The sequence below is a fragment of the Brasilonema sennae CENA114 genome, assembly GCF_006968745.1.
GTDB lineage: Bacteria > Cyanobacteriota > Cyanobacteriia > Cyanobacteriales > Nostocaceae > Brasilonema > Brasilonema sennae.
The window spans coordinates 1-21,747 of the sequence record NZ_CP030118.1 but is presented as its reverse complement, the minus strand read 5'-3'; the positions used below and the strand labels follow the sequence as shown (position 1 = coordinate 21,747).

The 21,747-nt window shown below is 41.2% G+C and carries 19 protein-coding genes; 10 read left to right on the top strand and 9 right to left on the bottom strand.

All coding sequences use genetic code 11. The features are described from left to right. Positions 1–211 precede the first annotated feature (211 nt). Positions 212–1,564 carry a hypothetical protein gene (locus DP114_RS00095; RefSeq protein ID WP_169263685.1) on the bottom strand — a complete coding sequence of 451 codons (1,353 nt, stop codon included), beginning with the start codon at positions 1,562–1,564 and terminating at the stop codon, positions 212–214. A 605-nt stretch (positions 1,565–2,169) separates the two neighbouring features. Here DP114_RS00095 and fmt point away from each other — a divergent pair. After that, complete coding sequence (gene fmt, locus DP114_RS00090) at positions 2,170–3,177, top strand: methionyl-tRNA formyltransferase (protein WP_171975138.1); 1,008 nt, start codon at positions 2,170–2,172, stop codon at positions 3,175–3,177. Between the two features lie 44 nt (positions 3,178–3,221). On the opposite strand, the gene DP114_RS00085 is transcribed toward fmt, so the two are convergent. Further along, a complete protein-coding gene (locus tag DP114_RS00085) occupies positions 3,222–3,575 on the bottom strand; it encodes a DUF6464 family protein (RefSeq protein ID WP_169263683.1) in 354 nt (117 codons plus the stop codon). Between the two features lie 207 nt (positions 3,576–3,782). On the opposite strand from DP114_RS00085, the gene DP114_RS00080 reads away from it, so the two are divergent. The 4 genes from DP114_RS00080 to DP114_RS00065 all read left to right on the top strand — a co-directional run bounded on the left by DP114_RS00080 (position 3,783) and on the right by DP114_RS00065 (position 6,967). Beyond that, positions 3,783–4,187 carry an Npun_F0494 family protein gene (locus tag DP114_RS00080; RefSeq protein ID WP_169263682.1) on the top strand — a complete coding sequence of 135 codons (405 nt, stop codon included), beginning with the start codon at positions 3,783–3,785 and terminating at the stop codon, positions 4,185–4,187. Between the two features lie 66 nt (positions 4,188–4,253). Continuing rightward, a complete protein-coding gene (gene cobQ / locus DP114_RS00075; protein WP_169263681.1) occupies positions 4,254–5,732 on the top strand; it encodes a cobyric acid synthase CobQ in 1,479 nt (492 codons plus the stop codon). Positions 5,733–5,743: 11 nt separating this feature from the next. After that, positions 5,744–5,983, top strand: a complete 240-nt coding sequence (locus DP114_RS00070) for a 2Fe-2S iron-sulfur cluster-binding protein (protein ID WP_169263680.1) — start codon at positions 5,744–5,746, stop codon at positions 5,981–5,983. A 507-nt stretch (positions 5,984–6,490) separates the two neighbouring features. Beyond that, positions 6,491–6,967: a roadblock/LC7 domain-containing protein gene (locus DP114_RS00065; RefSeq protein ID WP_169263679.1), complete on the top strand. Its 477-nt coding sequence runs from the start codon at positions 6,491–6,493 to the stop codon at positions 6,965–6,967. Positions 6,968–6,981: 14 nt separating this feature from the next. Here the strand turns inward: DP114_RS00065 and DP114_RS00060 are convergent, their stop codons facing one another. Then, positions 6,982–8,460, bottom strand: a complete 1,479-nt coding sequence (locus DP114_RS00060) for an ammonium transporter (protein ID WP_211178311.1) — start codon at positions 8,458–8,460, stop codon at positions 6,982–6,984. 30 nt (positions 8,461–8,490) lie between these two features. Further along, the gene (locus DP114_RS00055; RefSeq protein WP_171975137.1) at positions 8,491–10,665 is read right to left on the bottom strand and encodes a protein kinase domain-containing protein; all 2,175 of its coding nucleotides are present in this window, start codon (positions 10,663–10,665) and stop codon (positions 8,491–8,493) included. A 776-nt stretch (positions 10,666–11,441) separates the two neighbouring features. Here DP114_RS00055 and DP114_RS00050 point away from each other — a divergent pair. Beyond that, positions 11,442–12,401 carry a phosphodiester glycosidase family protein gene (locus DP114_RS00050; RefSeq protein ID WP_246162951.1) on the top strand — a complete coding sequence of 320 codons (960 nt, stop codon included), beginning with the start codon at positions 11,442–11,444 and terminating at the stop codon, positions 12,399–12,401. Positions 12,402–12,659: 258 nt separating this feature from the next. After that, entirely contained in the window at positions 12,660–13,238 is a 579-nt protein-coding gene (locus DP114_RS00045) for a hypothetical protein (protein WP_169263677.1), read from the top strand. A gap of 39 nt (positions 13,239–13,277) precedes the next feature. Here the strand turns inward: DP114_RS00045 and DP114_RS00040 are convergent, their stop codons facing one another. The 3 genes from DP114_RS00040 to DP114_RS00030 all read right to left on the bottom strand — a co-directional run bounded on the left by DP114_RS00040 (position 13,278) and on the right by DP114_RS00030 (position 16,680). Further along, complete coding sequence (locus DP114_RS00040) at positions 13,278–15,071, bottom strand: SbcC/MukB-like Walker B domain-containing protein (RefSeq protein WP_171975136.1); 1,794 nt, start codon at positions 15,069–15,071, stop codon at positions 13,278–13,280. A 161-nt stretch (positions 15,072–15,232) separates the two neighbouring features. After that, the gene (locus tag DP114_RS00035) at positions 15,233–15,664 is read right to left on the bottom strand and encodes a hypothetical protein (RefSeq protein WP_246162949.1); all 432 of its coding nucleotides are present in this window, start codon (positions 15,662–15,664) and stop codon (positions 15,233–15,235) included. Continuing rightward, complete coding sequence (locus DP114_RS00030; protein ID WP_171975135.1) at positions 15,661–16,680, bottom strand: hypothetical protein; 1,020 nt, start codon at positions 16,678–16,680, stop codon at positions 15,661–15,663. The genes DP114_RS00035 and DP114_RS00030 overlap by 4 nt, the downstream gene beginning before the upstream one ends. A gap of 285 nt (positions 16,681–16,965) precedes the next feature. Between DP114_RS00030 and DP114_RS00025 the strand changes: the two genes are divergently transcribed. Next, entirely contained in the window at positions 16,966–17,355 is a 390-nt protein-coding gene (locus DP114_RS00025) for a DUF2358 domain-containing protein (RefSeq protein ID WP_171975134.1), read from the top strand. Positions 17,356–17,398: 43 nt separating this feature from the next. Next, positions 17,399–18,577: a TRC40/GET3/ArsA family transport-energizing ATPase gene (locus DP114_RS00020; protein ID WP_171975133.1), complete on the top strand. Its 1,179-nt coding sequence runs from the start codon at positions 17,399–17,401 to the stop codon at positions 18,575–18,577. 65 nt (positions 18,578–18,642) lie between these two features. Here DP114_RS00020 and dnaN read toward each other — a convergent pair whose 3' ends face one another. Further along, complete coding sequence (gene dnaN / locus DP114_RS00015) at positions 18,643–19,809, bottom strand: DNA polymerase III subunit beta (protein WP_169263672.1); 1,167 nt, start codon at positions 19,807–19,809, stop codon at positions 18,643–18,645. A gap of 99 nt (positions 19,810–19,908) precedes the next feature. Between dnaN and DP114_RS00010 the strand changes: the two genes are divergently transcribed. Next, positions 19,909–20,055, top strand: coding sequence for a hypothetical protein (locus tag DP114_RS00010; RefSeq protein WP_169263671.1), 147 nt, complete (start codon positions 19,909–19,911; stop codon positions 20,053–20,055). Positions 20,056–20,363: 308 nt separating this feature from the next. Here DP114_RS00010 and dnaA read toward each other — a convergent pair whose 3' ends face one another. Next, on the bottom strand, positions 20,364–21,746 hold the full coding sequence (dnaA, locus tag DP114_RS00005; protein WP_169263670.1) for a chromosomal replication initiator protein DnaA: 1,383 nt from the start codon (positions 21,744–21,746) through the stop codon (positions 20,364–20,366). Between the last annotated feature and the right edge of the window lies 1 nt (position 21,747).

Below are 21,747 nucleotides of genomic sequence, written 5' to 3'. Positions count from 1 at the left end.
ATTTTTGAAGATTGAGCCTAGAAAAGTAGAGATTTTCTATTTTAGATTTCTGCTCTTTTTCAGGCTCAGATTCCAATTTGTAAAAACTAGTTAAGCGACTGAAGTGATTGAATTATTACTCTTGAACGCGAATATTTTCACTCAGTCGCTAAATTAAAGGTTTGATTTTTTCTGTGTTAGTCTTAGTTATGGGCAACTGGACAAATATGATCTACCTGTAGGCGACTTGTGGACCAGCCCAGACGTCTGTTATCCTTTGACCATAGATAACTGGCTGCTCTGTAGTTGTAGCAGATGTAGTTTTGCCATCGTAAGCAACTGTCACCAAGGACCATTGTTCTTCACCTAATTCGCCGGCACGAAATACCACTTGGTCAGGGTGAGTTTTACTCCAACCTAACAACACAGCGATATCGTGTTTATATTGTTCTTGTGAAGGAGTGACACTCTCAGAACGATTTTGTTCCCGATCCCATATGACTGCATAATCTGTGACATCAGAAGTGTTCATCGCTCCTTCAAGCTTGCGTGCTAAAAAGCGATCGCCTTTCTGTGACCAGCTAACAGGAACCAATACCGCAATAGTTCCTTGTGAATCACTTGCTGAGGAAACCTGAACCTTTAATAGGGGATCATTAATCGGAGCAGTTGAGCTAACCACTCGCAAGTTCTTAGTTTGCCTATCTTCTACAAACAGAACACTATTCACGCGGCTATTGTACATTTGTGGTCGGACTTCCAGTTGTACACGGCTGTACATAGCATATCTACCATCTGCAGAAATAACAGGCATACTGCGGTAGTAACGCACTCCAGAAGCACCTCTAGAACTAATAGCATCTTGAGTCGCCTGTATCCAAGCCCAAGGAATAGGATGGGGACTTCCTATAGGATCTTGCTGTGCGGCTTGAGCTTGTTGTCGTGATTGTTCTACAACAGGCACTGCTGTTGACTTTTGTTGTCCTTTTTTGAAAGGATCAATTTTAACTGTTTCCAATGTTTTAGCAGCAGGCACTTCCCCAGATGCAGAGACATTGTTCGTTGCCAACGCTATAACTTTAGAGGCTTTCAATCGTTGCACTAAATTTTGTTGACTAGCTGCCATCTCGTTTGATGCCGACTCAGATTCTTGTGGTAGTGGCGCTAGCTCAACTGGTGCCAATGAATCATTATCCACCGGCATCTGAACTGACTCAGAACTATCTTTAACAGTTAAAGCATCAATTTTATTTGTTTGTTCATCTATTTGTGTTTGCGGTTGGGAAACCGCACTTACAGACTTTGGTATAGAGTCAGATTTTTCTGTCAGGGAGTTGATTGGCGCTGCTTTTGGTACTGAAATGAAATTAGCTTGATCAACCGCAGCCGTTGCCTTTAACTGGGAGTGAACTGCTACAGAGTCTGGCTGTGTTGTTACAGAAGGTACTTTAGCGCCTTGTATTTGTTGTGCCGAAGTCATGTCCTCTGATGCTGCCGTCAAGGGCGCGATCAGCATCACAAAAACGAGGTACTTAACGAATGGTTGCGCACGGAACCATCCAGACAGCATAAGATGTTTAAGCATTTGTTGACTTCCTAGAGGGCGGTTGCTGTGTGAGGAGCAGACAGGAATGCAGCAATAGAGCAAGCTATCATTAATATGTATAACAAGGAACTAGCAGTTTTAACGATATAGTTTACTCAAATTTCGCATACTTTTACAAAACTGAGTCATTAGTAGTACCCGTTCTGCGTACAGGATTTTTCGGAACGGTAGTAAACCAAAAAATTGGAAACCATCACTCAGGCGGTTCTTAAGAGGTTTAACAAAACCAACAAATTAGGACGACTGATAAACCCGCTCCGTAAATCGCTTGTACAACATCTTAGAGAATTCCCCAATACTTTTGGGATAGGGATACACAAATGTTAATTGACCCATTAAAGCATAAAGGCTGATCGCAAAAATGATCGAAGATCAAAAAAATACAACGCTTGAGGAATTATCTTAACAGCTCTAGGAAAAAACAGGAGATCAAGTCAGTTCGAGTACGATATAACGCAGTGGCTCAATCATGAACGGCAGGTGAGGCGCTTGTGCTTTAACGTCGGCACAGCCGCAAAGGCGCACATGTCCTGTAGCCTGACTGAACCCGCTTTCGAGCACTGCCTCCTAATAACTGATGACTGATGAAAATCGTATTCTTTGGCACTCCTAGTTTTGCTGTACCAACTCTGGAAAAACTACTGAATCATCCAGAATTTGATGTCTTGGCAGTTGTAACACAGCCTGATAAACGTCGGGGACGTGGAAATCAACTGATACCCTCACCAGTAAAAGCTGTCGCCACCTCTGCTAATGTCCCTGTATGGCAACCTCCGCGGGTGAAAAAAGACATTGAAACTTTAACGAAACTCAAAAACTCAGACGCTGATGTGTTTGTCGTCGTTGCTTATGGGCAAATTCTCTCTCAAGAAATTTTAGATATGCCTAAATTGGGTTGTGTTAATGTGCATGGCTCAATTTTACCCAAGTATCGAGGTGCTGCTCCGATTCAGTGGTGTTTGTATAACGGCGAGACTCAAACCGGTATCACCACAATGTTAATGGATGCAGGAATGGATACTGGTGCAATGCTTCTCAAAGCGACAACACCGATAGAACTGCTAAATAATGCTCATGATTTGGCAGAAAAACTTGCAGTTATGGGTGCAGATTTGTTGGTAGAGACTTTGTGCAAGCTGGAACTTCAGGAAATTCAGCCAATTGCTCAAGATAATTCTCAAGCGACTTATGCGCCTTTGATTAAAAAAGAGGATTATCAATTAGATTGGTCAAAGAGTGCTATACAATTACACAATCAAACCAGAGGGTTTTATCCAGACTGTACCACTATCTTCCGCAACCAACCATTGAAAATTACTGCCACTGCTCCCCTTGATGATGCTGATGGTTATGAACTACCAGCAGAACTCCAAGACTTAAACCATCAATTACCTAATTTGTCAACTGCTTCGGGTAGTCCAGGGGAAGTTGTAAGCATCATCAAGGGGATGGGAGCAATTGTCCAAACTGGAGAAGGCTTATTGCTCTTGCGAGAAATTCAAAGTGCTGGCAAACGTCCTCAGTCAGGATGGGATTTTGTTAATGGTTCGCGTTTAGCAGTCACAGAGGTATTTGGGAATGCTGAGTCATGAGTGATGAGTGATTGTTTCTCAACTTCCTTTACTTTACTCAGCACTTACGCACTCTCGTAGTAGCGGCATGTTTCACATGGTCCATCTGGGTTAACCGCACAGCGCATGATTTCTGAACAAGCATTGTAGCGGCAGGTGGCATCGCCGATCACCCAGCGTCCTGCTACAAGACTTTTTTCACTTGGTCGTATAGCGGACTGTACGTATAAAGCAATTTTTTGCAAACGATAGCGCCCTGCCCTGAGTTGATAACGGTGGCGGCGCTCTAAAACTGCGTATGTTTTGCCTTCAAAGTCAACATAGTTCCCAGGTTGTGGTGCCCAATCAAGTTTCATACTTCCAAGGGACTGACGTGAATGCGTCAGAATCACCTCAGTTGGTAGAGAATCTGGTTCCATAAGCTTTGTGTAATGTGATTTACATTAATAGGATGTTAACGCACCTGCCTGTGTTGACTTGCATAGTGTATGCTATTGTTAACTATTTGCTAATATTTTTTGATGCACCCACAGCTTCGAGGTGTGAGATTCATCCATACAAGCCCATGGGCTTATTAAAAATTCAACTCCCCTCTTTCTTAGCTAAAAAGTATTCAAATTTACAACATGCCTCGTATTGATTCTCAAAACCAGAAAACCTTTACCTATTCTCGCAGTACCCTAGAACGAGCCGAACGGGCCTTAGTGTGTTCTCCCTTCAATCCTTGCTTGTTTGAAACAATGCGCTCCCGTCGAGTAGCATTAAGTGAAATAACTGCTAGTACTGGTGTGCAAAATGGCTACACTAAACATTCTCTTTCCGAGTTAGTAGCAGATAATGCACTTGTGTGGCTGATTCAAGTGGGTGTTCTGCGGCGCGAAGTAGATGGTCAAGGAATTACAGATAGTTTCCGCCTCACTCCTGTTGGTCGTCAGATAGTAGAACAATTTCAAACAAAATCTTGGCGGACTTCTACATGGAGTGACAACCTATACAATGCCGTTCTTCGTTGGTTTAGGTTACCCTTTTAGAATTAAGAGTATATAGCGGTTCTCATTTATATACCGAATTCAGCAGGGATCTCCTGGAGGTTTGAAATGAAAGCAATTATGATAGTGGGAACAACATCCCACGCCGGGAAATCACTGTTAACGGCAGCTATTTGTCGTATACTATCGCGCCGTGGCTGGCGAGTGGCTCCCTTCAAAGGTCAAAATATGGCTTTAAATGCTTATGTGACCGCTAATGGTGGAGAAATTGGCTACGCCCAGGCGGTACAAGCTTGGGCTGCGGGAGTTGTCCCTTGGATAGAAATGAATCCTATTTTACTCAAACCACAAGGAGATATGACTTCTCAAGTCATTATCAAGGGAAAACCTATGGCTAGAGTTAGCGCTGTAGAGTACTACGAACAATATTTTGAACTAGGGTGGCGGGCAATTGAAGAATCTCTACAGCATCTGAGTACAGAATTTGATTTGTTGGTTTGTGAAGGTGCTGGTAGTCCTGCGGAGATTAACATCAAGCACCGAGACTTAACCAATATGCGGGTAGCAAAATACCTGAATGCATCAACTCTACTAGTTGTTGATATTGACAGAGGAGGTGCTTTCGCCCATGTTGTGGGAACCTTGGAGTTACTCGAACCAGAAGAACGCGCTTTAATTCGCGGTATTGTGATTAATAAATTCCGTGGACAGCGATCGCTCCTAGAACCAGGAATAAAATGGTTGGAAGAACGCACTGGTATTCCTGTTATCGGTGTTATCCCTTACTTAGAAGAGTTATATCCTGCGGAAGATTCCCTCGATCTTTTGGAACAAAGAGTACAAAAATTTCAAGCTGAACTCAATATTAGTGTCATCCGCTTACCGAGAATTTCTAACTTTACTGACTTTGATCCACTAGAATCAGAACCTAGTGTTGGGGTAAAATATATTAGTCCCAAGCAAGAATTGGGACATCCTGATGCACTGATTATTCCTGGCACAAAAACAACAATTCCTGACTTGATATCGCTGCAAAAAAGCGGTATGGCAGAAGCAATTCAACATTATGCCGCAGCAGGTGGCACAGTTTTAGGCATCTGTGGCGGCTACCAAATATTAGGTCAAATGATAGCCGATCCAGAGGGACTTGAAGGACAAGCAGGTAGATATCAAGGACTAGGGTTATTACCGATAAAAACTGTGATCACAGGACAGAAAGTCGCTCGTCAACGCCAAGTTAACTCGCATTTTCCACAAATGGGCTTACCCGTAATCGGGTTTGAAATTCATCAAGGGCGATCACGTATAGAAATTCCTCCCACAGAAACCGAAAATTACCATACTTTATTCGATGATGCTAATTTAGGTTTGGTGGATAATTGCTTATCGGTCTGGGGTACTTATCTCCACGGTATCTTCGACAATGGTCCTTGGAGACGTGCTTGGTTAAATCGTCTACGTCAACAGCGGGGTTTAAAATCTTTGCCAACAGGAGTTGCCAATTACCGGGAACAAAGAGAGCATATTTTAGACTCTATCGCTGCTGAAGTTGAACGCCATTTGGACTTAACACCGTATTTACCTTGAGGGTAGTTTTCATGACTGTTCGCGTCCGCTTCCTACCAGATGATGTTACAATTGATGCTGAAGTGGGAGAACCTCTGCTCGATGTAGCAGACCGAGCAGGCGTGTTTATTCCCACTGGGTGTCTGATGGGGTCATGTCACGCTTGCAGTGTGGAAGTTGAGGATGGACATACCATTCGTGCTTGCATTACAGCAGTACCGCCAAGACGCGAAGAGTTGACGATAAATTTGTTTAGTGATCCAACTTGGTAATTGAAATAATAGCTATGAGTTAGGAGTTATGAGTTTTGAAGTGATCACTCCTAATTCATATCCTATTCTCACTAGTGATCTGCCGCTATGCTCCAGCTAAGCGATCGCATTCGTTCACTTCTATTTCGTATCGGAACAATCCCCGACAGAGTAGTTAATCAAATAGTGGCTAAAAGCAGGATACGTAGAAGCCGAGATATTCCACAGTACCGAACAAGGTACTCCTCAAGGCGGTATTATAATAAGTCCGCTTCTGGCGAATATAGCCTAGCACCTCAAGGTAAGTAAGCAGTGTAAAGACTTTGCTGTAAAAAAGGCAAGGTGCGTAGTCCACTCTAATGACTTGGTAGCCTATAAAGAGCAATCTTTGGAATCTCCGGCTATACCTGGTACTCCAGGTTAGCGCGGGGAGGATGTCAAGAAGCTATGACGATCAATGTCCGAAAATTTGCTCGGTTATCATCAAAAAAGTGATATCCTCTAGCATAATCAGACATATAGCGAGCTATGAATATAGATGAGATTAAGGCAATTTTAAAAAAATTTGCTAGTAACACGATGGGCTTTCAGGGTACAGCACTTGTGAATTCTGAGGGTAAGCCGATCACAACAATTGGGATGGATGATGATTCCGCATTGATTATGGCGGGAACGATGATTTATTTGGCTCACCGCACCCGTAAGGAAGTCCAATGGGAGGGGATTGAGCAGATTTCGGTTAAAGGTACAGACGGTTATATGATTTTAACCACCTGTAGCCCTGATATTTTATTACTAGTCATAGCCAGTAAGATTCCAGAAGGGATGCTACTTGTAGATATCAATCGCACTGTGGATAAGTTGAACGCTGTACTTAAAGATGAGGAGTCCCAGAGCACAGACTCCAATCAGACAAAATTGCAAGAATCTGTATCAAAAATTGCAAAAAGATATGGTAGATTTTCCAATCCTCTGATGTATAGAGGAAGTAAGATACCTGAGTAAGGACTAAAGATTTGCTACACCTCTTTCTTCTCAAAGCCGTGGTAACCATCCATGTCATGCTCACTAATATCCAAACCATCAAGTTCCGCTTGGGGTGAAACTCGCAGACCAACTGTAGCTTGAATTGCTGACCAAGCAAGAGCGCTGAAGACAAATGTGAAAATACCCACTGAGATTATGCCAAGTAACTGAATCAATAATTGTTCTAAACCCCCACCATAGAATAATCCCGGTTTTGGACCAGGCGCAAATTGCACAGCATTATTGCGTAGTTTATCTTCTATACCGACGCTAAATAAGCCCACGGCTAGTGTCCCCCAGATACCATTGACAAGGTGAACTGAGATAGCACCTACTGGGTCATCAATTTTTAAGTTTGCGTCTATAAAAAGTACCGAGAAAAACACAAGGATTCCTGCAATCAGACCAATCCAAAACGCACTACGAACGGTCACGAAGGCAGAGGAAGCCGTAATCGATACCAAACCTGCCAAGACTCCATTGAGGATCATGGTAAGTTCAGGCTTACCAAAGCGCCACCAGGAAATCAGGGTTGCTGCAATACCACCTGTTGCACCTGCCATGTTGGTTGTGAGGAAAATATGAGCGATCGCACCAGGATCAGCTTTCAGCGTTGAGCCTGCATTAAAGCCAAACCAGCCCAACCAAAGAATAAAACTCCCCAGAGTAGCCATACTCTGATTATGCCCAGGCATAGCAATGTTGCTACCGTTTTTTAAATAGCGATAAATCGGTGCACCGTATGATTCAAGTTTGTACAAACGTGGTCCCAACAGCCAAGCTCCCACTAAAGCAGCCCAACCACCAACCGAATGAACCACAGTCGAACCGGCAAAATCGTAAAATCCTAATTTGGATAGCCAACCACCTCCCCAAATCCAGTGACCAGTAATTGGGTAACAAATCGCAATCAGTAAAAAGCTAAAGGTCAAAAATGCAATAAACTTAATCCGTTCAGCAACCGCTCCAGTGAAAATAGTTGCTGCTATGCCTGCAAAAACCAGTTCAAAGAAAAATAGAGCTGACTTAGGTACATCAGACTTGAGGGATTTAAACATCTGTTGGTCTGTCCCATCAAAAAACCAACCTTTTGTTCCAAACAATGGATTTGTGTTGTCCCCAAACATAAGCGCACAGCCAATTACCCAGAAAGCCACTGTCGCCACTGCAAATACAATGAAGTTTTGAGCTAATATATTGACGGCATTCTTGTAGCGACACAAGCCTGTTTCCAACATTGCAAAGCCAGCATTCATAAAAAACACTAAACAGCCAGTGAACAGCACCCATACCGTGTCTACACCTACTTCTAAGCTTAGAGAGGGTTTGACTGCGGATGTGGAAGTTTGGGCAACTGCGGCGTAATTCAAAATCAGCACAATTATAGCTGCCAAGGGTAAACAGATTTTCCAATTCAGTGACAGCCAGCTTTTTTTGCACTTTAATTTTTTCAGTTTTGGTTTAGACTCCAATATTCTGTCAAGTTTCACAATATATCATCCTTAATCATCGTCATAGATACGCGGCAAACCGTAGCGCTCATACAGTTCTTGATCTATCTCTCGCAGTTTGCTGACTACTTTGTTAGTTCCTCCCTTGAGTGCCTCTTGAAATTCTGGTTCTCGCCGCTCTTTTTCTTCAGCAAAAGCCTGCTGGGCTTGTTCGATAGTGCTGTCTTGCTCGATAAAATAACGAATCGCCGCTTCACCAATTGCCAATGTCGTAGACAGATGTGATTTCGTATCACCTTGTTGAACACCTAATTGTCTTAATAATTTTTCCGCTTCATTACTTTGGTCTGCGTTAGTAGCAATTTGGGCAATCATACTGACTAAGCGACGTTGTATCGACAACACTCCCTTTTGCTCACCAAAAGGAAACCAGCCAGCAATAAATGCCAAACATGCGGCGACAAATGTATAGTCCCGAGCAACAGCTCTCTTGAGTGCGATCGCGGCGGTTGCTCCTCCAAAGCCCTGTTTACCAGCTTCGTCAGGAATACATTTATATATTTGTAGAGCGAGTTCTTCTACGTTGTAGCGTTTATCGTCGTACTCATCCCATAAAGTACAAACATGAACATACATTGAACTCAGAGTTTTGTACTCGGTGATTCTCGCCATAACGCAATCACGAATATTTGCTTCCTTTGCTTGCTGTCTGGCTGTTTTTAGTTCGGCGTCGCGAATCTGGGAGTCAAAAACGTTATAGGGCGGATTCCACTCCGAAGTGGGTTGAATTCGATCAATCTTATTTAAAACTAAAATAACTGGTAGTTCAATTCCATGTTTTCGCTTGTGCGTTGATTTGAGTTCAGTGAGAAAATCAATATCGCTAGGCACATATGCTCGCTCATCAGCTGGAATCACAAATAAGAAGATATCTACTTTGTTTTGGACGACTTCGTTAATGGCTTGTTCAAAGGCTGCATGATCGCGTGAGTCACCTACACCACGTGAGTCTACGAATCTTAATTTCCACCCGTTGCGCTCATAATCGTATATTTCAGTGACTTGTGTTGTTGCTCTGGCTAAGCCAACCTCAGTAACATTCCGTCCCAGAATGGCATTAATCAGAGATGATTTGCCCGCTCCAGAACGCCCGTAAAGAGCTATTTTAGGAATTCTACTTTGCTTGGCTAACCGCTGAAGTTTCTTTTTGAGAATTTTTTCTGTAAAATATTTGACCGGTGGAGGCAGTTGTGACAAACTTGAACGAATTGATGACTCTATAGCTTGCATCAATTCATCAGTTTCGCGACTAATCTTTTCTAGTCTTTGCAATATAAACCGCGTATTTTCAGGTCTGTTATTTGGAGATACAGCCATTAGGGAATCAATTAAATCTGCTAATGGCTTTGAGATTTCAGGAGCCCTATCTCGCCAAATCAACTGACCTGTTGTCAAGTCCTCAACAAATGCACTTGGAGGGCGGCCCGTTAATAAGTTGACAAAAGTTCGTCCTAGTGCATAAAAATCCGATTGTTTGACAGCTTTGCCTTCGATTTGTTCTGGAGGCGTATAACCAGATGACAATATTATCGTACCTTCAAAACCCTTGCGTATACTATTCAAGTAAGCTTTTGTGCCATATTTAACAGAACCAAAGTCAATTAACACAAGTTGACCATCAGGTTTGAGCATAATGTTAGATGGCTTAATATCCCGATGGAAAAGTTTGTTTTCATGGACTAAAGCTAGAATTTCTACAAGTTGTTGCAACCAAACTAGAGCTTGCTTTTGAGAAATTGGTTGATTTTGCTCTAACCACTGCCATAAGTTTTGCCCCTCAATTTTCTCAAGCACTAAGCAGTGCAATATCCTATAACTGTAGTCAAGCGTCAAAGTTATGGTGAAATACCCATCCGGATCTATTCTAGGAATTCCTGGGTGCTTGAGAGTGCTCAAGACGCTTGCTTCTCGCTGCAACATTTCGATCAACTTAGGCTCGTCTTCTTTGAGAATCTTTAGGACTTTTCGCGTCCCCCGATCATCTACCTCAAAGACTTCGCTATATTGTTCTTGGCGCAATTCGCGCAACGGTTTTACTAATCGATATCGCTCATTTACAAATAAGTTATTCCCACAGGTTTGACAACACTCCACATAATTAGGATTTTGGCGCTGTTGACACCAGGGGTTCATGCAGTAGCTCACAATATTTTTTTGTTTAGGCAAAGATTTTAACTTAGATCTAAATTATCAACCAAGTTTCGCAATACCAATTCTGGATTAAACTTTTGCTTAATCTTTGGTGATAAACAACCAAAGTGTGTAAGCCTTCCAGACAAAATTCTTAAGAAAGATTAAACTCATATTCATAGAAAATTGGTATAACTAGATATCGTATCTTAGCTTAGCCTAGTTCAGATTGCCACGTCTATATAGTGAAACAGATTTCATGTTTTGGTAAAGTTTTTTTCTGTAAGTGAGCGCTGTAACAAAGAATTTATCATGTTTGGAACTCCTCGTACTGTAAAATATTCTTGCAAGTTTCTATAAGTGTTGAGGTATAGCAGTCGCCAGGTAGATTAGGACACGAACTAATGAGAACACACGGTTACCAATAGACTTGAAAGTCTGTTAAGCGTTAAGCGTTCCCTGCTATATATAGTTTTTGCAGAATACAAGAGCGATGGGGCAAAGCCCCCGCAATCATGCGATCGCCCTTTTGGGGCGGCTCTTCCGGAGCATCGCCTCTTTCACCATGATCGCCTCTTAATCCTGATATTATAAATTGCCATGATATAGCAATCCTAAATCATTGAACAACAAGATTCCCGACTGATAAAAAAAGTTGGTAATCTAAGGATGCACGACTTATGCGCAAAGCGCAGGCACTTTCAAGCAAATCAAGTAGGATTGCTATACTTAATCGACTAAGAGTTTGCCCCTTAATTTTTGGCACCTGAAATCGATGTAAAGTTTTAATTTTTTAGAGAAATTGTTTACTTATGATGACTCAAGTTTGTCTTTTTTATAAAAAAATAAGAATTTACTTATGGATATCTATAATCTTTATCTGTTTTTTAGCAGGGTATAAATATCTTAACTTCAACGCATCAAGTGAAGCGTCTCAAACTTGTTTAGGGCAAAAGGCTAAATTCAGTCTTGCATTCTTAAAAACCAATAATCAGGGAGAAAGAGATACAAAAGGTATTAACCATGTCATTATTTTTAACCCAAAATCAGAAGCCTTAGACTTCAAAGTCAATCTGGGTTTGTCTCATCAGCTTTATGCAAAAGATAATAAAGGAAAATTTCGTCAAGAATATATACCAAAATTATTTCATGAACTCGTCAGTAACGAAAATGCCAAATTAAACGGGCAACTACCAATTGCAGGAATTAATGCGGACTACATCGATACTAATAATAAACCTCAAGGGTTAAACATTTCTCGGGGAGTGGAATATTCAGGAGATTTTAAGAATAAACGTTCTTCATTCGGTATATCAGCAGCTAAACCAAACCAGCGTCAGGTAACTCTTCAAGTAGGAAGAAGAAAGGATAATGATCTAAACTATAACTTAGTAGGAGGAAATGGTAGATTCTATCGTAACGGCAAGTTTAAAGATATTTGTCAAGATTTAGGAGAACTTGCTTGCAAACAAGCAAGAAATCGCTCTCTTGTAGCTATTACTCATAAAGGTTATGTCATTTTACTCGTCAATGATATGAAGGCAAATTCCGATATTCAAGTATCTGAACTTAATCAAGAGCTTTTACCAGATATGCTTGATGATGTTCTTGAAGGAATTGCTCGCAACAACTGTTTAGGCAAGATTCAAGAAGGAATGTTATTTGATGGAGGAATGTCTCCAGGGCTGTACTATAATAAGAAAATTTATGTGGAAAACCCTGGGCCAATTGGTTCAGTATTTTTAATTTATCAGAAAGGTTTGAAGAATTAATCAGGCACCTCTGTCAAGAAATTTAAAGCAAATAGCAATTAATGAAAAGACAGCTAGGTAGGCGGTTTGAATTAAATATAAAACCTCACCCTGCCTCCAGCTTCCCTCTCCTTAATAAGGAGACGGATTGAGGGTGAGGTTTTATCTTAAGAATTAATTACGCTTACCTAGTTACCTCAAAAGAAAGACTTATGAGGAAAGCAGATAATATTGCTACCTGAAAAAGGTACGCTAGAAACTGAAGCGAAAAAAAAGACTATGACACCCTCGCAAATCGCGGATACGCTCAAAGAGTTATTTGGTGCAGCGTCTGTCAATGCTATTGCACCTGGTTCTTGGCAAGTAGAAACTCCCAAGTTTCGGCTGCTAGTTTTGCTGTCAGATGATGAAAGCGGATTACGCATTTTATTACCGATTATGCCAGTGTCCGAGGCTCTACCTTTTTTAGAACAGTTTTTAGAAGCAAACTTTGAAGAAACTCAAGAAGTACGTTATGCGTTGCAGCAAGGAGTTTTATGGGGGGTATTTCAGCACAACTGCAATAGTTTAACGCCAGAAGATTTTGGAAATGCGATCGCCCAACTGATTTCTCTGTATCAAAATGGTTTAGATAATGTCTTTAACCGGCTGATTGAAAAACGCATTCGGCAGATTGTGATAGCGGCTAAACTGCAAAATCAGTCTTTAGAAGCCACAATGCAAAACTTAGAACGCTTTTATGCAGAAGGATTGATGGGTGAACTAGATCAAACTTCACAAGCCAGAGAGGAAGTTTTAACTGTATGGCGTTATCAGTTACAGCGCCTGTGGAATGAAGTTGATTCTAATTCTGTGTAAAAATTTGAAACACTTGATTTTGACACTTAGACATAAATTTCAAAATGTCTCAACTTCTATCTTAGAACCTTCTGGAGACTTGCGAACCTTAACTTGTGTGGGCAATCGCTCTCCAAGTGCCTTAACATGAGTAATGATTCCGATCAATTTATCTTGTTGTCGTAAGGATTCCAGAATTTGGGTAACGCTTTCTAGGGTATCTGCATCCAGAGTTCCAAATCCTTCATCTAAAAACAAACTGCCTAATTCTGCACCCATCGAAAGTTTTTCTGACAATGCTAATGCCATTGACAACGAAGTAGCAAATGTTTCACCACCCGAAAGGGTTTGCACTCGCCTTGACTCACCACCATTCCAGTTATCTTCAACCCAGTAATCGCCTTCTTGAAGTTTTAACGCGTATCGAGAATCAGTCAATTCCCGTAAAGCATCTGTAGCACGAGTCACTAAATCTGTTTCGAGATGTTCTAGGATGTACGCTTGAAATTCATCTGACTTGAGGTTCCGAGTCAGGGTAGTATAGGTCTGCGCTTGTTCTTTGACTTTGGATAAATCTGACTGTAGTTTCTCAGCTTGTTGTTGGTTTAATTTTGTATTATGCATCCAAATTTTTAAATTAGCGCGTTGATCTTGCGCTTGTTGGAATTCTTGGGAAGCAGTATTTTTCGCATCACGCTGAGAGTTGATAGTTAATTCATCGCTTGTGCTATCGCCCACTTGCAACTTTACTTCCTCAACTTGAGTTTCTAACTTCACTTTGGCATTATTGTAATCTGTAATTGCTTGTTGCCAACTTGCTTGCTGTGCAGACTCTGCTGATAGTTTTATAAAACTTTCTTCGGTAAAACTTGCGCCTTTGAGTGCAGCATCCCAAGTCATTTGTAACTGTTCTCTTTGAATACGCCCAGCCTCTGCATTATTAGTAGCTTCTTTGTTTTCAGTTTCACATTGAATAACCTTTTTATCTGCTGCTTGATATGATTCGGTAATTTGTTGTTCTTGTTTCTGTAGCGCGTGCTTTTCTTTTTCTAATGCTGCGTGCAACTCGGCGTAAGATTTACCGCCAGTCATTTCATGAAGTTTAATTTCAACTTCCTGTAACGATTGTTGCCAACGTTCTGTTTCTTGAGTAGCCTTTTGGTATTCTTCCGAAGCTGTATTATGGGTATTTCTAGTTGATTCTAAGGCTTGTTGAGTTTGAAGTACTAGTGCTACTGCGTCTTTGTGTTTTGTCAAAGCTTGATGATATTTGAGATCATTTTCTTGCAGTATCTTAAGCTCTTGGTTCAGTGCATCTGCTTCCCAAGAATCTGTATGCAATACACCACTAATTTCTTGTTGTAAATTAGTTAATCGAGTCTCATTGGCTACCAAATCCTGATTATACTCTAACTCTTGTTGCTTTAAATTATTCAGTGTGGTTTCTGCCTTAGTCAAATGATTTTCAGTAGCTTTTTGTGCTTGTTCTGCAGAAGCTTTCTGATGCAATAATTCCTTTGTCTCGACTAGAATAACTTCTGGCAGAGGTAGCAACTGGGGTTCTCGATATGTGCTATTACAAACTGGACAATTGTCGCCATCATGAAGAATTTGGCGCAATGCAGTAGCGTGATTGCTTTGAATTACTTTTTTGTTAGCTTCTTCTGCTTCTTGTAAGAGTTTATCTTTTTCTTGCAGTGCTATTCTTGCTTGTTCTAATTCGACAATTGCCTTTTGATAAATTTTTTCATACTTTTGTTTTTCGGAAGTCGTCTTTTCCAGCTTTTGACGGCTTTTGACAGTCTGTTCTAGTATAACTTTCCAAGTACTCAGTAAGGGTGAAACTTGTTGCAATTGCTGTAAGCGCGTACCGCCTGAAGAATACTGAGTAAGTTCTTGTTCAGCATCTTCTGCTTGCTTGGTAGCTGCTTGTAGCTTACTTTGAACATTATTTAAGACTTGTGCTGCCGAAGTTCGATTCTTTTGTCTTTGTGTCTGATTTTGTTTTACTCGTTCTAATTCTTCCTGATGTTGCTGTCACTGTTACGCATCGTTCCTGCGCTGATGCGTTTTTCCATACCATCAAAGTGTAAAGCACGTTTTAAATCTTCATCCACAGCTAGATTGACGGTGTCTCCTGGTTGTGGTGGTAAGTATTCTTCTGGCTCAATTCGTGTGACTTGAATATGGGCGGCATAAGAAATATTTACTGGTAGACTACCACTTTTAACTAAGAAAGTATCTGTGTCAAATTGCGTTCCTTCATGTAATGTGCGGACATGATCCACAACACCATAAAAGTGAACAATTTCGCCACCATCAGGTCGATGAGTTTGCACTTCTATCACATCATCAAGGCGCAAAACATGACCGGGTAACACTGCAACCCAAAATTCTAGAGGAGTCGCCTCTTGCGTACCAAGGACATAACCGATGGGAGTCGTCATAGCGTAACTCCTAAAGAAGCTAAAAAGTGTTGCACGCGTCGTTTAATGAGATTTGCATCGCCCATGCGCCGTCCCAGTTCGCGTTCGAGTGCGCCAACAGGAGTGAGGTTCTGCGGTGCGCGGGGGTCTTTGTAAGGATGGGAGGCATATTCAGGAATGAGATAGGTGGTTTGGTCAGCTATCTTCTGGGCTGTGTCTAGAGGAATTTCGTTAGACAATTCAAGTCGGACAATGCCGTGCAAATCGTGGTAGCCTAAACTCTGGGAGTTCGTTTGGGAATTGCCGCTTTTGAGATACCAACTCCAGTGAGGTCGGTTTTGTTCTTTGATTAAGAAGATGGGCGATCGCTCTGTTGGTTTTAATTCCCACAACAAGGCTGCATGTTTTTCGCTCAAATAGTTTTTGTGCATAGTCTTTACGTAGCCCACAGTAAAATTCGGCGAATTATACGGTAGTCGCCCATCGCGAATCACTAAAGTATCTGCTTGCATGGTATAATTTTGCTTTGCCAGAGTCGCCTCTGCCTTGAGCATTGCATTCTGAACCAGATTCTTGCGAATGTCAGGATTATTTTCTACGTAAGGTTCGGCTGGCTCATAGACTAATTCCGCCCCACTTCCAAAAGGACAAGGAATGTGCGTCAGTGGCGCTTTTTGGTTACCTCCAAATCCCAAAATGCGGCGGATATTGAAGTTCTCGCTCTTAGCGGTGTGGGTGCTTCTATCTACAAGTACTGCACCCACAGCGATGGTACCAAAGACTCCATAATTAATAGTATTGCCACTACCACCGACAAGGGCAGCATCAATGCGACGACGACCATCGATAAAAATCAGTCGTTGGGGCAAATCAATCTGAGGACGACGCTTACAAAACTTGCTCCAGTCGGTTTCTTCTACGGTGGGATCTACTTCACTCTTCGATTCCGAAAGTTCTTCTATATCAATTGGGGGTTGGTAGTCACTCCCCCAAGGCTCAAGTCGAAAGTTGTTTTCTCGCCAGAAATCAAAGGACAATCTGCTTTTTGCCTCCTTTCCAGTTCAAAATTTTAGACCAGATTTTAGTCATAGATGGTTATTTTTAAAGTAATTTTGTTTATTATTACATACGTGTAAATATCAGTGTCTATTTGCTTGACACATAAATTTACTGTTGCTGACATTTTGCACCTGTGGAAAGGAAGCATGAATTGGCAGAACAGTAGGAATGACTTCATGTGTTGAGCATCGATTATTCTTTATAAGATATATAAGATATTCATTCTTTAAGTTTTTTCACTTTGTCTTTTGGATTATTTCATTATGGATCTCATTGAAATTCTCAAACAAGACTATCAAAGATTTCCTGATAATCAAACATACAGCGTCTACGCTCAAGATGTTTATTTTCAAGATCCGCTCAACAAATTTCGTGGTGTTGAAAAGTACAAGCAGATGATTAAACTCATCGGTACTTGGTTTTTAAATACCAAAATGGACTTGCACAGCATGAATCGTACAGGAGACACAATCAAAACTGAGTGGACACTCAGCTGGAATACCCCCCTTCCTTGGAAGCCACGTATTTCTATCCCAGGGTGGAGTGAATTGCGCCTTAACCCTCAAGGGTTAATTGTGTCTCACATAGATTATTGGCATTGTTCGCGTTTAGATGTCCTGAAACAGCATTTATTTCCCTTAAAGAGTTCATAATGTAAATAAATGTAAACACTTCTCATCTTGGACAAAACCATCCATGCGTGTAATTCTAATGACAGGCAAAGGCGGCGTGGGAAAAACCTCCGTAGCCGCCGCCACTGGACTTCGTTGTGCAGAACTGGGTTATAGTACACTTGTTTTGAGTACAGATCCCGCTCATTCTCTGGCAGACAGTTTTGATTTAGAACTGGGACATGTACCCAAAGAAATTCGCCCGAATTTGTGGGGTGCGGAACTGGATGCACTACTTGAACTAGAAGGAAACTGGGGTTCTGTAAAGCGCTACATCACTCAAGTTTTACAAGCACGGGGTTTAGATGGAGTGCAGGCGGAAGAATTAGCTATTTTACCAGGCATGGATGAGATTTTCAGCTTGGTCAGAATGAAACGCCATTACGATGAGGGTGAGTTTGACGTTTTGATTATTGACTCAGCCCCTACTGGTACAGCACTACGTCTGTTGAGTTTACCAGAAGTTGGTGGTTGGTACATGCGGCGTTTTTACAAACCTTTCCAAAACATTTCTGTTGCACTAAGACCTTTAGTTGAACCTTTTTTTAAACCAATTGCTGGTTTTTCTTTACCAGACAAAGAGGTGATGGACGCACCTTATGAATTCTATCAACAAATAGAAGCTCTGGAAAAAGTATTAACAGATAACACTCAAACCTCAGTACGGCTTGTCACCAATCCTGAAAAAATGGTGATTAAAGAATCTCTGCGCGCTCATGCTTATTTGAGCTTATATAACGTTGCAACAGATTTAGTCGTCGCAAATCGGATTATTCCCGAAGCAGTAGAAGATCCTTTTTTCCAGCGTTGGAAAGAGAATCAAAAGCAGTACCGCCACGAAATTCATGAAAACTTCCATCCGTTACCTGTCAAGGAAGTTCCACTGTATTCTGAAGAGATGTGTGGTTTGGCTGCTTTAGAACGTCTGAAGGAAACACTGTACAAAGATGAAGATCCAACTCAGGTTTATTACAAAGAAACCACAATAAGAGTTGTTCAAGAAAATAATCAATACAGTTTGGAATTGTATTTACCAGGCATTCCCAAAAATCAAGTTCAACTCAGTAAAAGTGGAGATGAATTAAACATCACTATTGGTAATCATCGCCGAAATTTAGTTTTGCCACAAGCTTTGGCCGCACTGCAACCTGGAGGGGCAAAAATGGACGGAGACTATCTCAAAATCCGTTTTGCTGCGGCGTAATAAGCTCTCTCGTCTCTCTCGTTCCTTGCCAGAGGCAAGGAACGAGAAGACTTTTGGATTCTTTTTTAATTCCTCAATTGAACAGGCATCGCTAAATAAGTCATCTTAAAACCACCAACTGGAGTAAAAATCACTGGGGTCAAGTTTCCATTTAGCTGCACGTGAATTTCAACAGATGGCAATGCTTTTAAACCTTCCATCAAATATTTAATATTAAAAGCAATATCTATATCTTCTCCTAATATCTGTGCTGACATTGATTCTCTACCATTGCCAACATCTTGAGCTTCACAGGATATAGTAATCTCCTGTTCTTCGCTATCCATGCTCACCTTAACAACATTATTCTTTTGATCTGCGAAGACAGCAATTCGTTCTAAAGCACTTAAGAATTGTCGCCTATCTAAAACCAATTCTCGCTCAAATTGTCGGGGAATGAGTAGACGATAAGCAGGATATTGTCCTTCCAGAGTACGACTTGTCAGCCTTTGATTTTGCCATTCAAAAATAACCTGACCTTGGTCAAAATACAACGCCACAGGTTCCTCTTCTGAGTGCGCGTGAGCCAGCATTCGTTCTAGTTCTCTTAATGCTCTGGCTGGTACTGTCACTTCTAAGCCAGTTTCCGTATTTGTGTCTGGACTCTCATTAGTCGTCTGTACGACAGCTAAACGATGTCCGTCAGTTGCTGCAAATTCCAGTGTGTCTTGTTGAACTGTTAAATGTACGCCGGTGAGAACTTGTTTGGTTTCATCTGCACTAGTTGCAAATAAAGAACCTCGTAATCCTTCAATTAATGCACCAGCAGGAATATGTAGTGCTGGAGTATTTTCGATAACAGGGAGTTCTGGAAACTCTTGTGCTCCCATTGCGCGTACTTGATAACGCCCGCTTTTGGGTATCAGAGTCACAATTGAGCCTTCCCCTGCTAAGGGATCATCTGTAGAAGTTGATTCATTTTCTAGAGTAATTTCACCTTCTGGAAGGCGAGTAGTGATGTCATTAAGCAGCTTGGCGGGGATCGCAATTTCTCCAGAGTGCAAGACTTCGGCGCTAAAACTAGTACGGATACCCAAACTCAGATCAAATGCTGTTAAGCTGACTTGGTTAGTTTCAGCATCCGCTTGTAGTAGTACGTTGGCAAGTACTGGATGTGTTGGGCGTGAAGGTACAGCACGGCTGGTGAGTGAGAGGTTAGTACTAAGGTCGCTTTGGGTGCAAACTAATTTCATGGTCAGACAATTTTGGATTTTAGATTTTAGATTTTAGATTTTAGATTTTGGATTGATCCCACGGACAGATCCAGGACTTGAGAATTTTGGATTAAACTATTGATTCCACGGACGAGTCCGGGAGCTTGTACCATCAAGGAATCATTCGTCAACTTTATTATTTTTAGTTATTCAGTCGTCGTACCTGTGGAAATTGTGGAAAACTTGATGCACGTCTACTTCAAAGATGCTTTAACAGGTTGCTAGCTGTGGAAAACTTGTGGAAAAATAGGGTTAGTTTTCCACAGAGTATTTATACTTAAGTACTTTTCCACAGATTTGTGGAAAGTTTTCCACAAAAAATAAAAAACTTTCCACAAAGCAATTTTATCTTAAAGATTCTTTATACTTAACTTAACACTTGAGGTAACCGTTTCTTGTGGAAAACACAATAAGTCGGTTGGTACAAATAAAGTTTACTCGTCAAGGTAGTCATTGGTCATTGATCATTAGTCATTAGTCATTGGTAATAGCTCGATTTGTTCGCGCTTTTTTACTTATTTTGTTTGTTTTTGTCAAGATGATTTGTGAGGACGGCTAGCCATGTTAATGCGATCGCTCAATTGACGCAGTGTTTTCACCAAGTTTTGATCTGTTTGTCGCAGTTGGGTAATCTTTTCACAGCTATACATAACCGTTGTATGGTCTTTTCCACCAAATTCTTCTCCTATTCTTGGTAAGCTCAGATCTGTATGTTGTCGCATAAGATACATTCCTATTTGACGCGCCCAGCTAATCTCTCGTCGCCGTGAATTCCCTTTAAGGTCTTCTATTGATACATCAAAACTCTCAACTATCACTGATAAAATTGCTTCTGGTGTGGCTTCTACCTTCTGCGTTGGTGGTTCTAAAACGGGTGCAATATTTTCTACCGTCATTGGTAAACCCCAAATAGAAATATACGCTAATGCACGAATTAATGCTCCTTCCAACTCTCGAATATTAGAAGTATAGTGAAAAGCAATATACTCAACAACTTCCCTTGGAAGACGAATATTTTCGTACTCAGCTTTTTTTTGTAAAATTGCCATTCTTGTTTCTAAATCTGGCGATTGGATATCAGCAATTAACCCCATAGAAAATCGGGAACACAGACGTTGTTGTAACCCAGGAATTTGGTTGGGAGGACGGTCAGAAGCTAAGACGACCTGCTTACCAGCTTCATGTAAAGTATTAAAAGTATGGAAAAATTCTTCTTGAGTATATTCTTTACCTTCAATAAACTGAATATCATCCACTAAAAGGACATCAGCAGCACGGTAATGCTCTCGGAAACTTTGCATACTGTCCTTACGAATCGCAGCAATGAGATCATTCGTAAATTGCTCAGTAGAGACGTAAAATATTCTTGAATCTGGACTAATTTCCCATCGATAGTGACCAATTGCCTGCATTAGGTGAGTTTTCCCTAAACCCACACCACCACACAAAAATAAAGGATTAAACTCTCTTCCAGGATATTCAGCAACTGCTAATGCAGCAGCATGAGCCATACGATTGTTAGCACCAACTACAAATCGAGAGAATACATACTTGAGATTTAATTCTGTCGTTTTTAGTCGGTTTTGAGGGAGCCCATCTGTTGGACTGGTTTGAGTTTGAAATCCCCAAGAAGCTTCTTGTTCCTTGACATCAGAAACTTCATCACCTTGATTAACAGTGATATAAATATCTACAGGATAACCAAGAATATCTTGTACAACGTTAGCAATTGTTTTTATGTAATATTTCTGTAACCAATTACGAGCAAACGGGTTAGGAGTAAAAATTACCAAGCAATTATTTTCCAATCGCTCAGCGCTCGCGGTTTTGATCCAAGTTTCAAAGGTGGGACGGGATAGCTCTAGTTGTAAGCGTTCCAGTACCTGACTCCACAGATTTTCTATGGGCATTTCCATA

What these genes read in the sequence shown, in the direction of transcription:
- DP114_RS00095 (WP_169263685.1), bottom strand. Translation starts at nt 1,564, where the DNA reads ATGCTTAAACATCTTATGCTGTCTGGATGGTTCCGTGCGCAACCATTC.
- fmt (WP_171975138.1), top strand. Translation starts at nt 2,170, where the DNA reads ATGAAAATCGTATTCTTTGGCACTCCTAGTTTTGCTGTACCAACTCTG.
- DP114_RS00085 (WP_169263683.1), bottom strand. Translation starts at nt 3,575, where the DNA reads ATGGAACCAGATTCTCTACCAACTGAGGTGATTCTGACGCATTCACGT.
- DP114_RS00080 (WP_169263682.1), top strand. Translation starts at nt 3,783, where the DNA reads ATGCCTCGTATTGATTCTCAAAACCAGAAAACCTTTACCTATTCTCGC.
- cobQ (WP_169263681.1), top strand. Translation starts at nt 4,254, where the DNA reads ATGAAAGCAATTATGATAGTGGGAACAACATCCCACGCCGGGAAATCA.
- DP114_RS00070 (WP_169263680.1), top strand. Translation starts at nt 5,744, where the DNA reads ATGACTGTTCGCGTCCGCTTCCTACCAGATGATGTTACAATTGATGCT.
- DP114_RS00065 (WP_169263679.1), top strand. Translation starts at nt 6,491, where the DNA reads ATGAATATAGATGAGATTAAGGCAATTTTAAAAAAATTTGCTAGTAAC.
- DP114_RS00050 (WP_246162951.1), top strand. Translation starts at nt 11,442, where the DNA reads ATGATGACTCAAGTTTGTCTTTTTTATAAAAAAATAAGAATTTACTTA.
- DP114_RS00045 (WP_169263677.1), top strand. Translation starts at nt 12,660, where the DNA reads ATGACACCCTCGCAAATCGCGGATACGCTCAAAGAGTTATTTGGTGCA.
- DP114_RS00035 (WP_246162949.1), bottom strand. Translation starts at nt 15,664, where the DNA reads ATGACGACTCCCATCGGTTATGTCCTTGGTACGCAAGAGGCGACTCCT.
- DP114_RS00025 (WP_171975134.1), top strand. Translation starts at nt 16,966, where the DNA reads ATGGATCTCATTGAAATTCTCAAACAAGACTATCAAAGATTTCCTGAT.
- DP114_RS00020 (WP_171975133.1), top strand. Translation starts at nt 17,399, where the DNA reads ATGCGTGTAATTCTAATGACAGGCAAAGGCGGCGTGGGAAAAACCTCC.
- dnaN (WP_169263672.1), bottom strand. Translation starts at nt 19,809, where the DNA reads ATGAAATTAGTTTGCACCCAAAGCGACCTTAGTACTAACCTCTCACTC.
- dnaA (WP_169263670.1), bottom strand. Translation starts at nt 21,746, where the DNA reads ATGGAAATGCCCATAGAAAATCTGTGGAGTCAGGTACTGGAACGCTTA.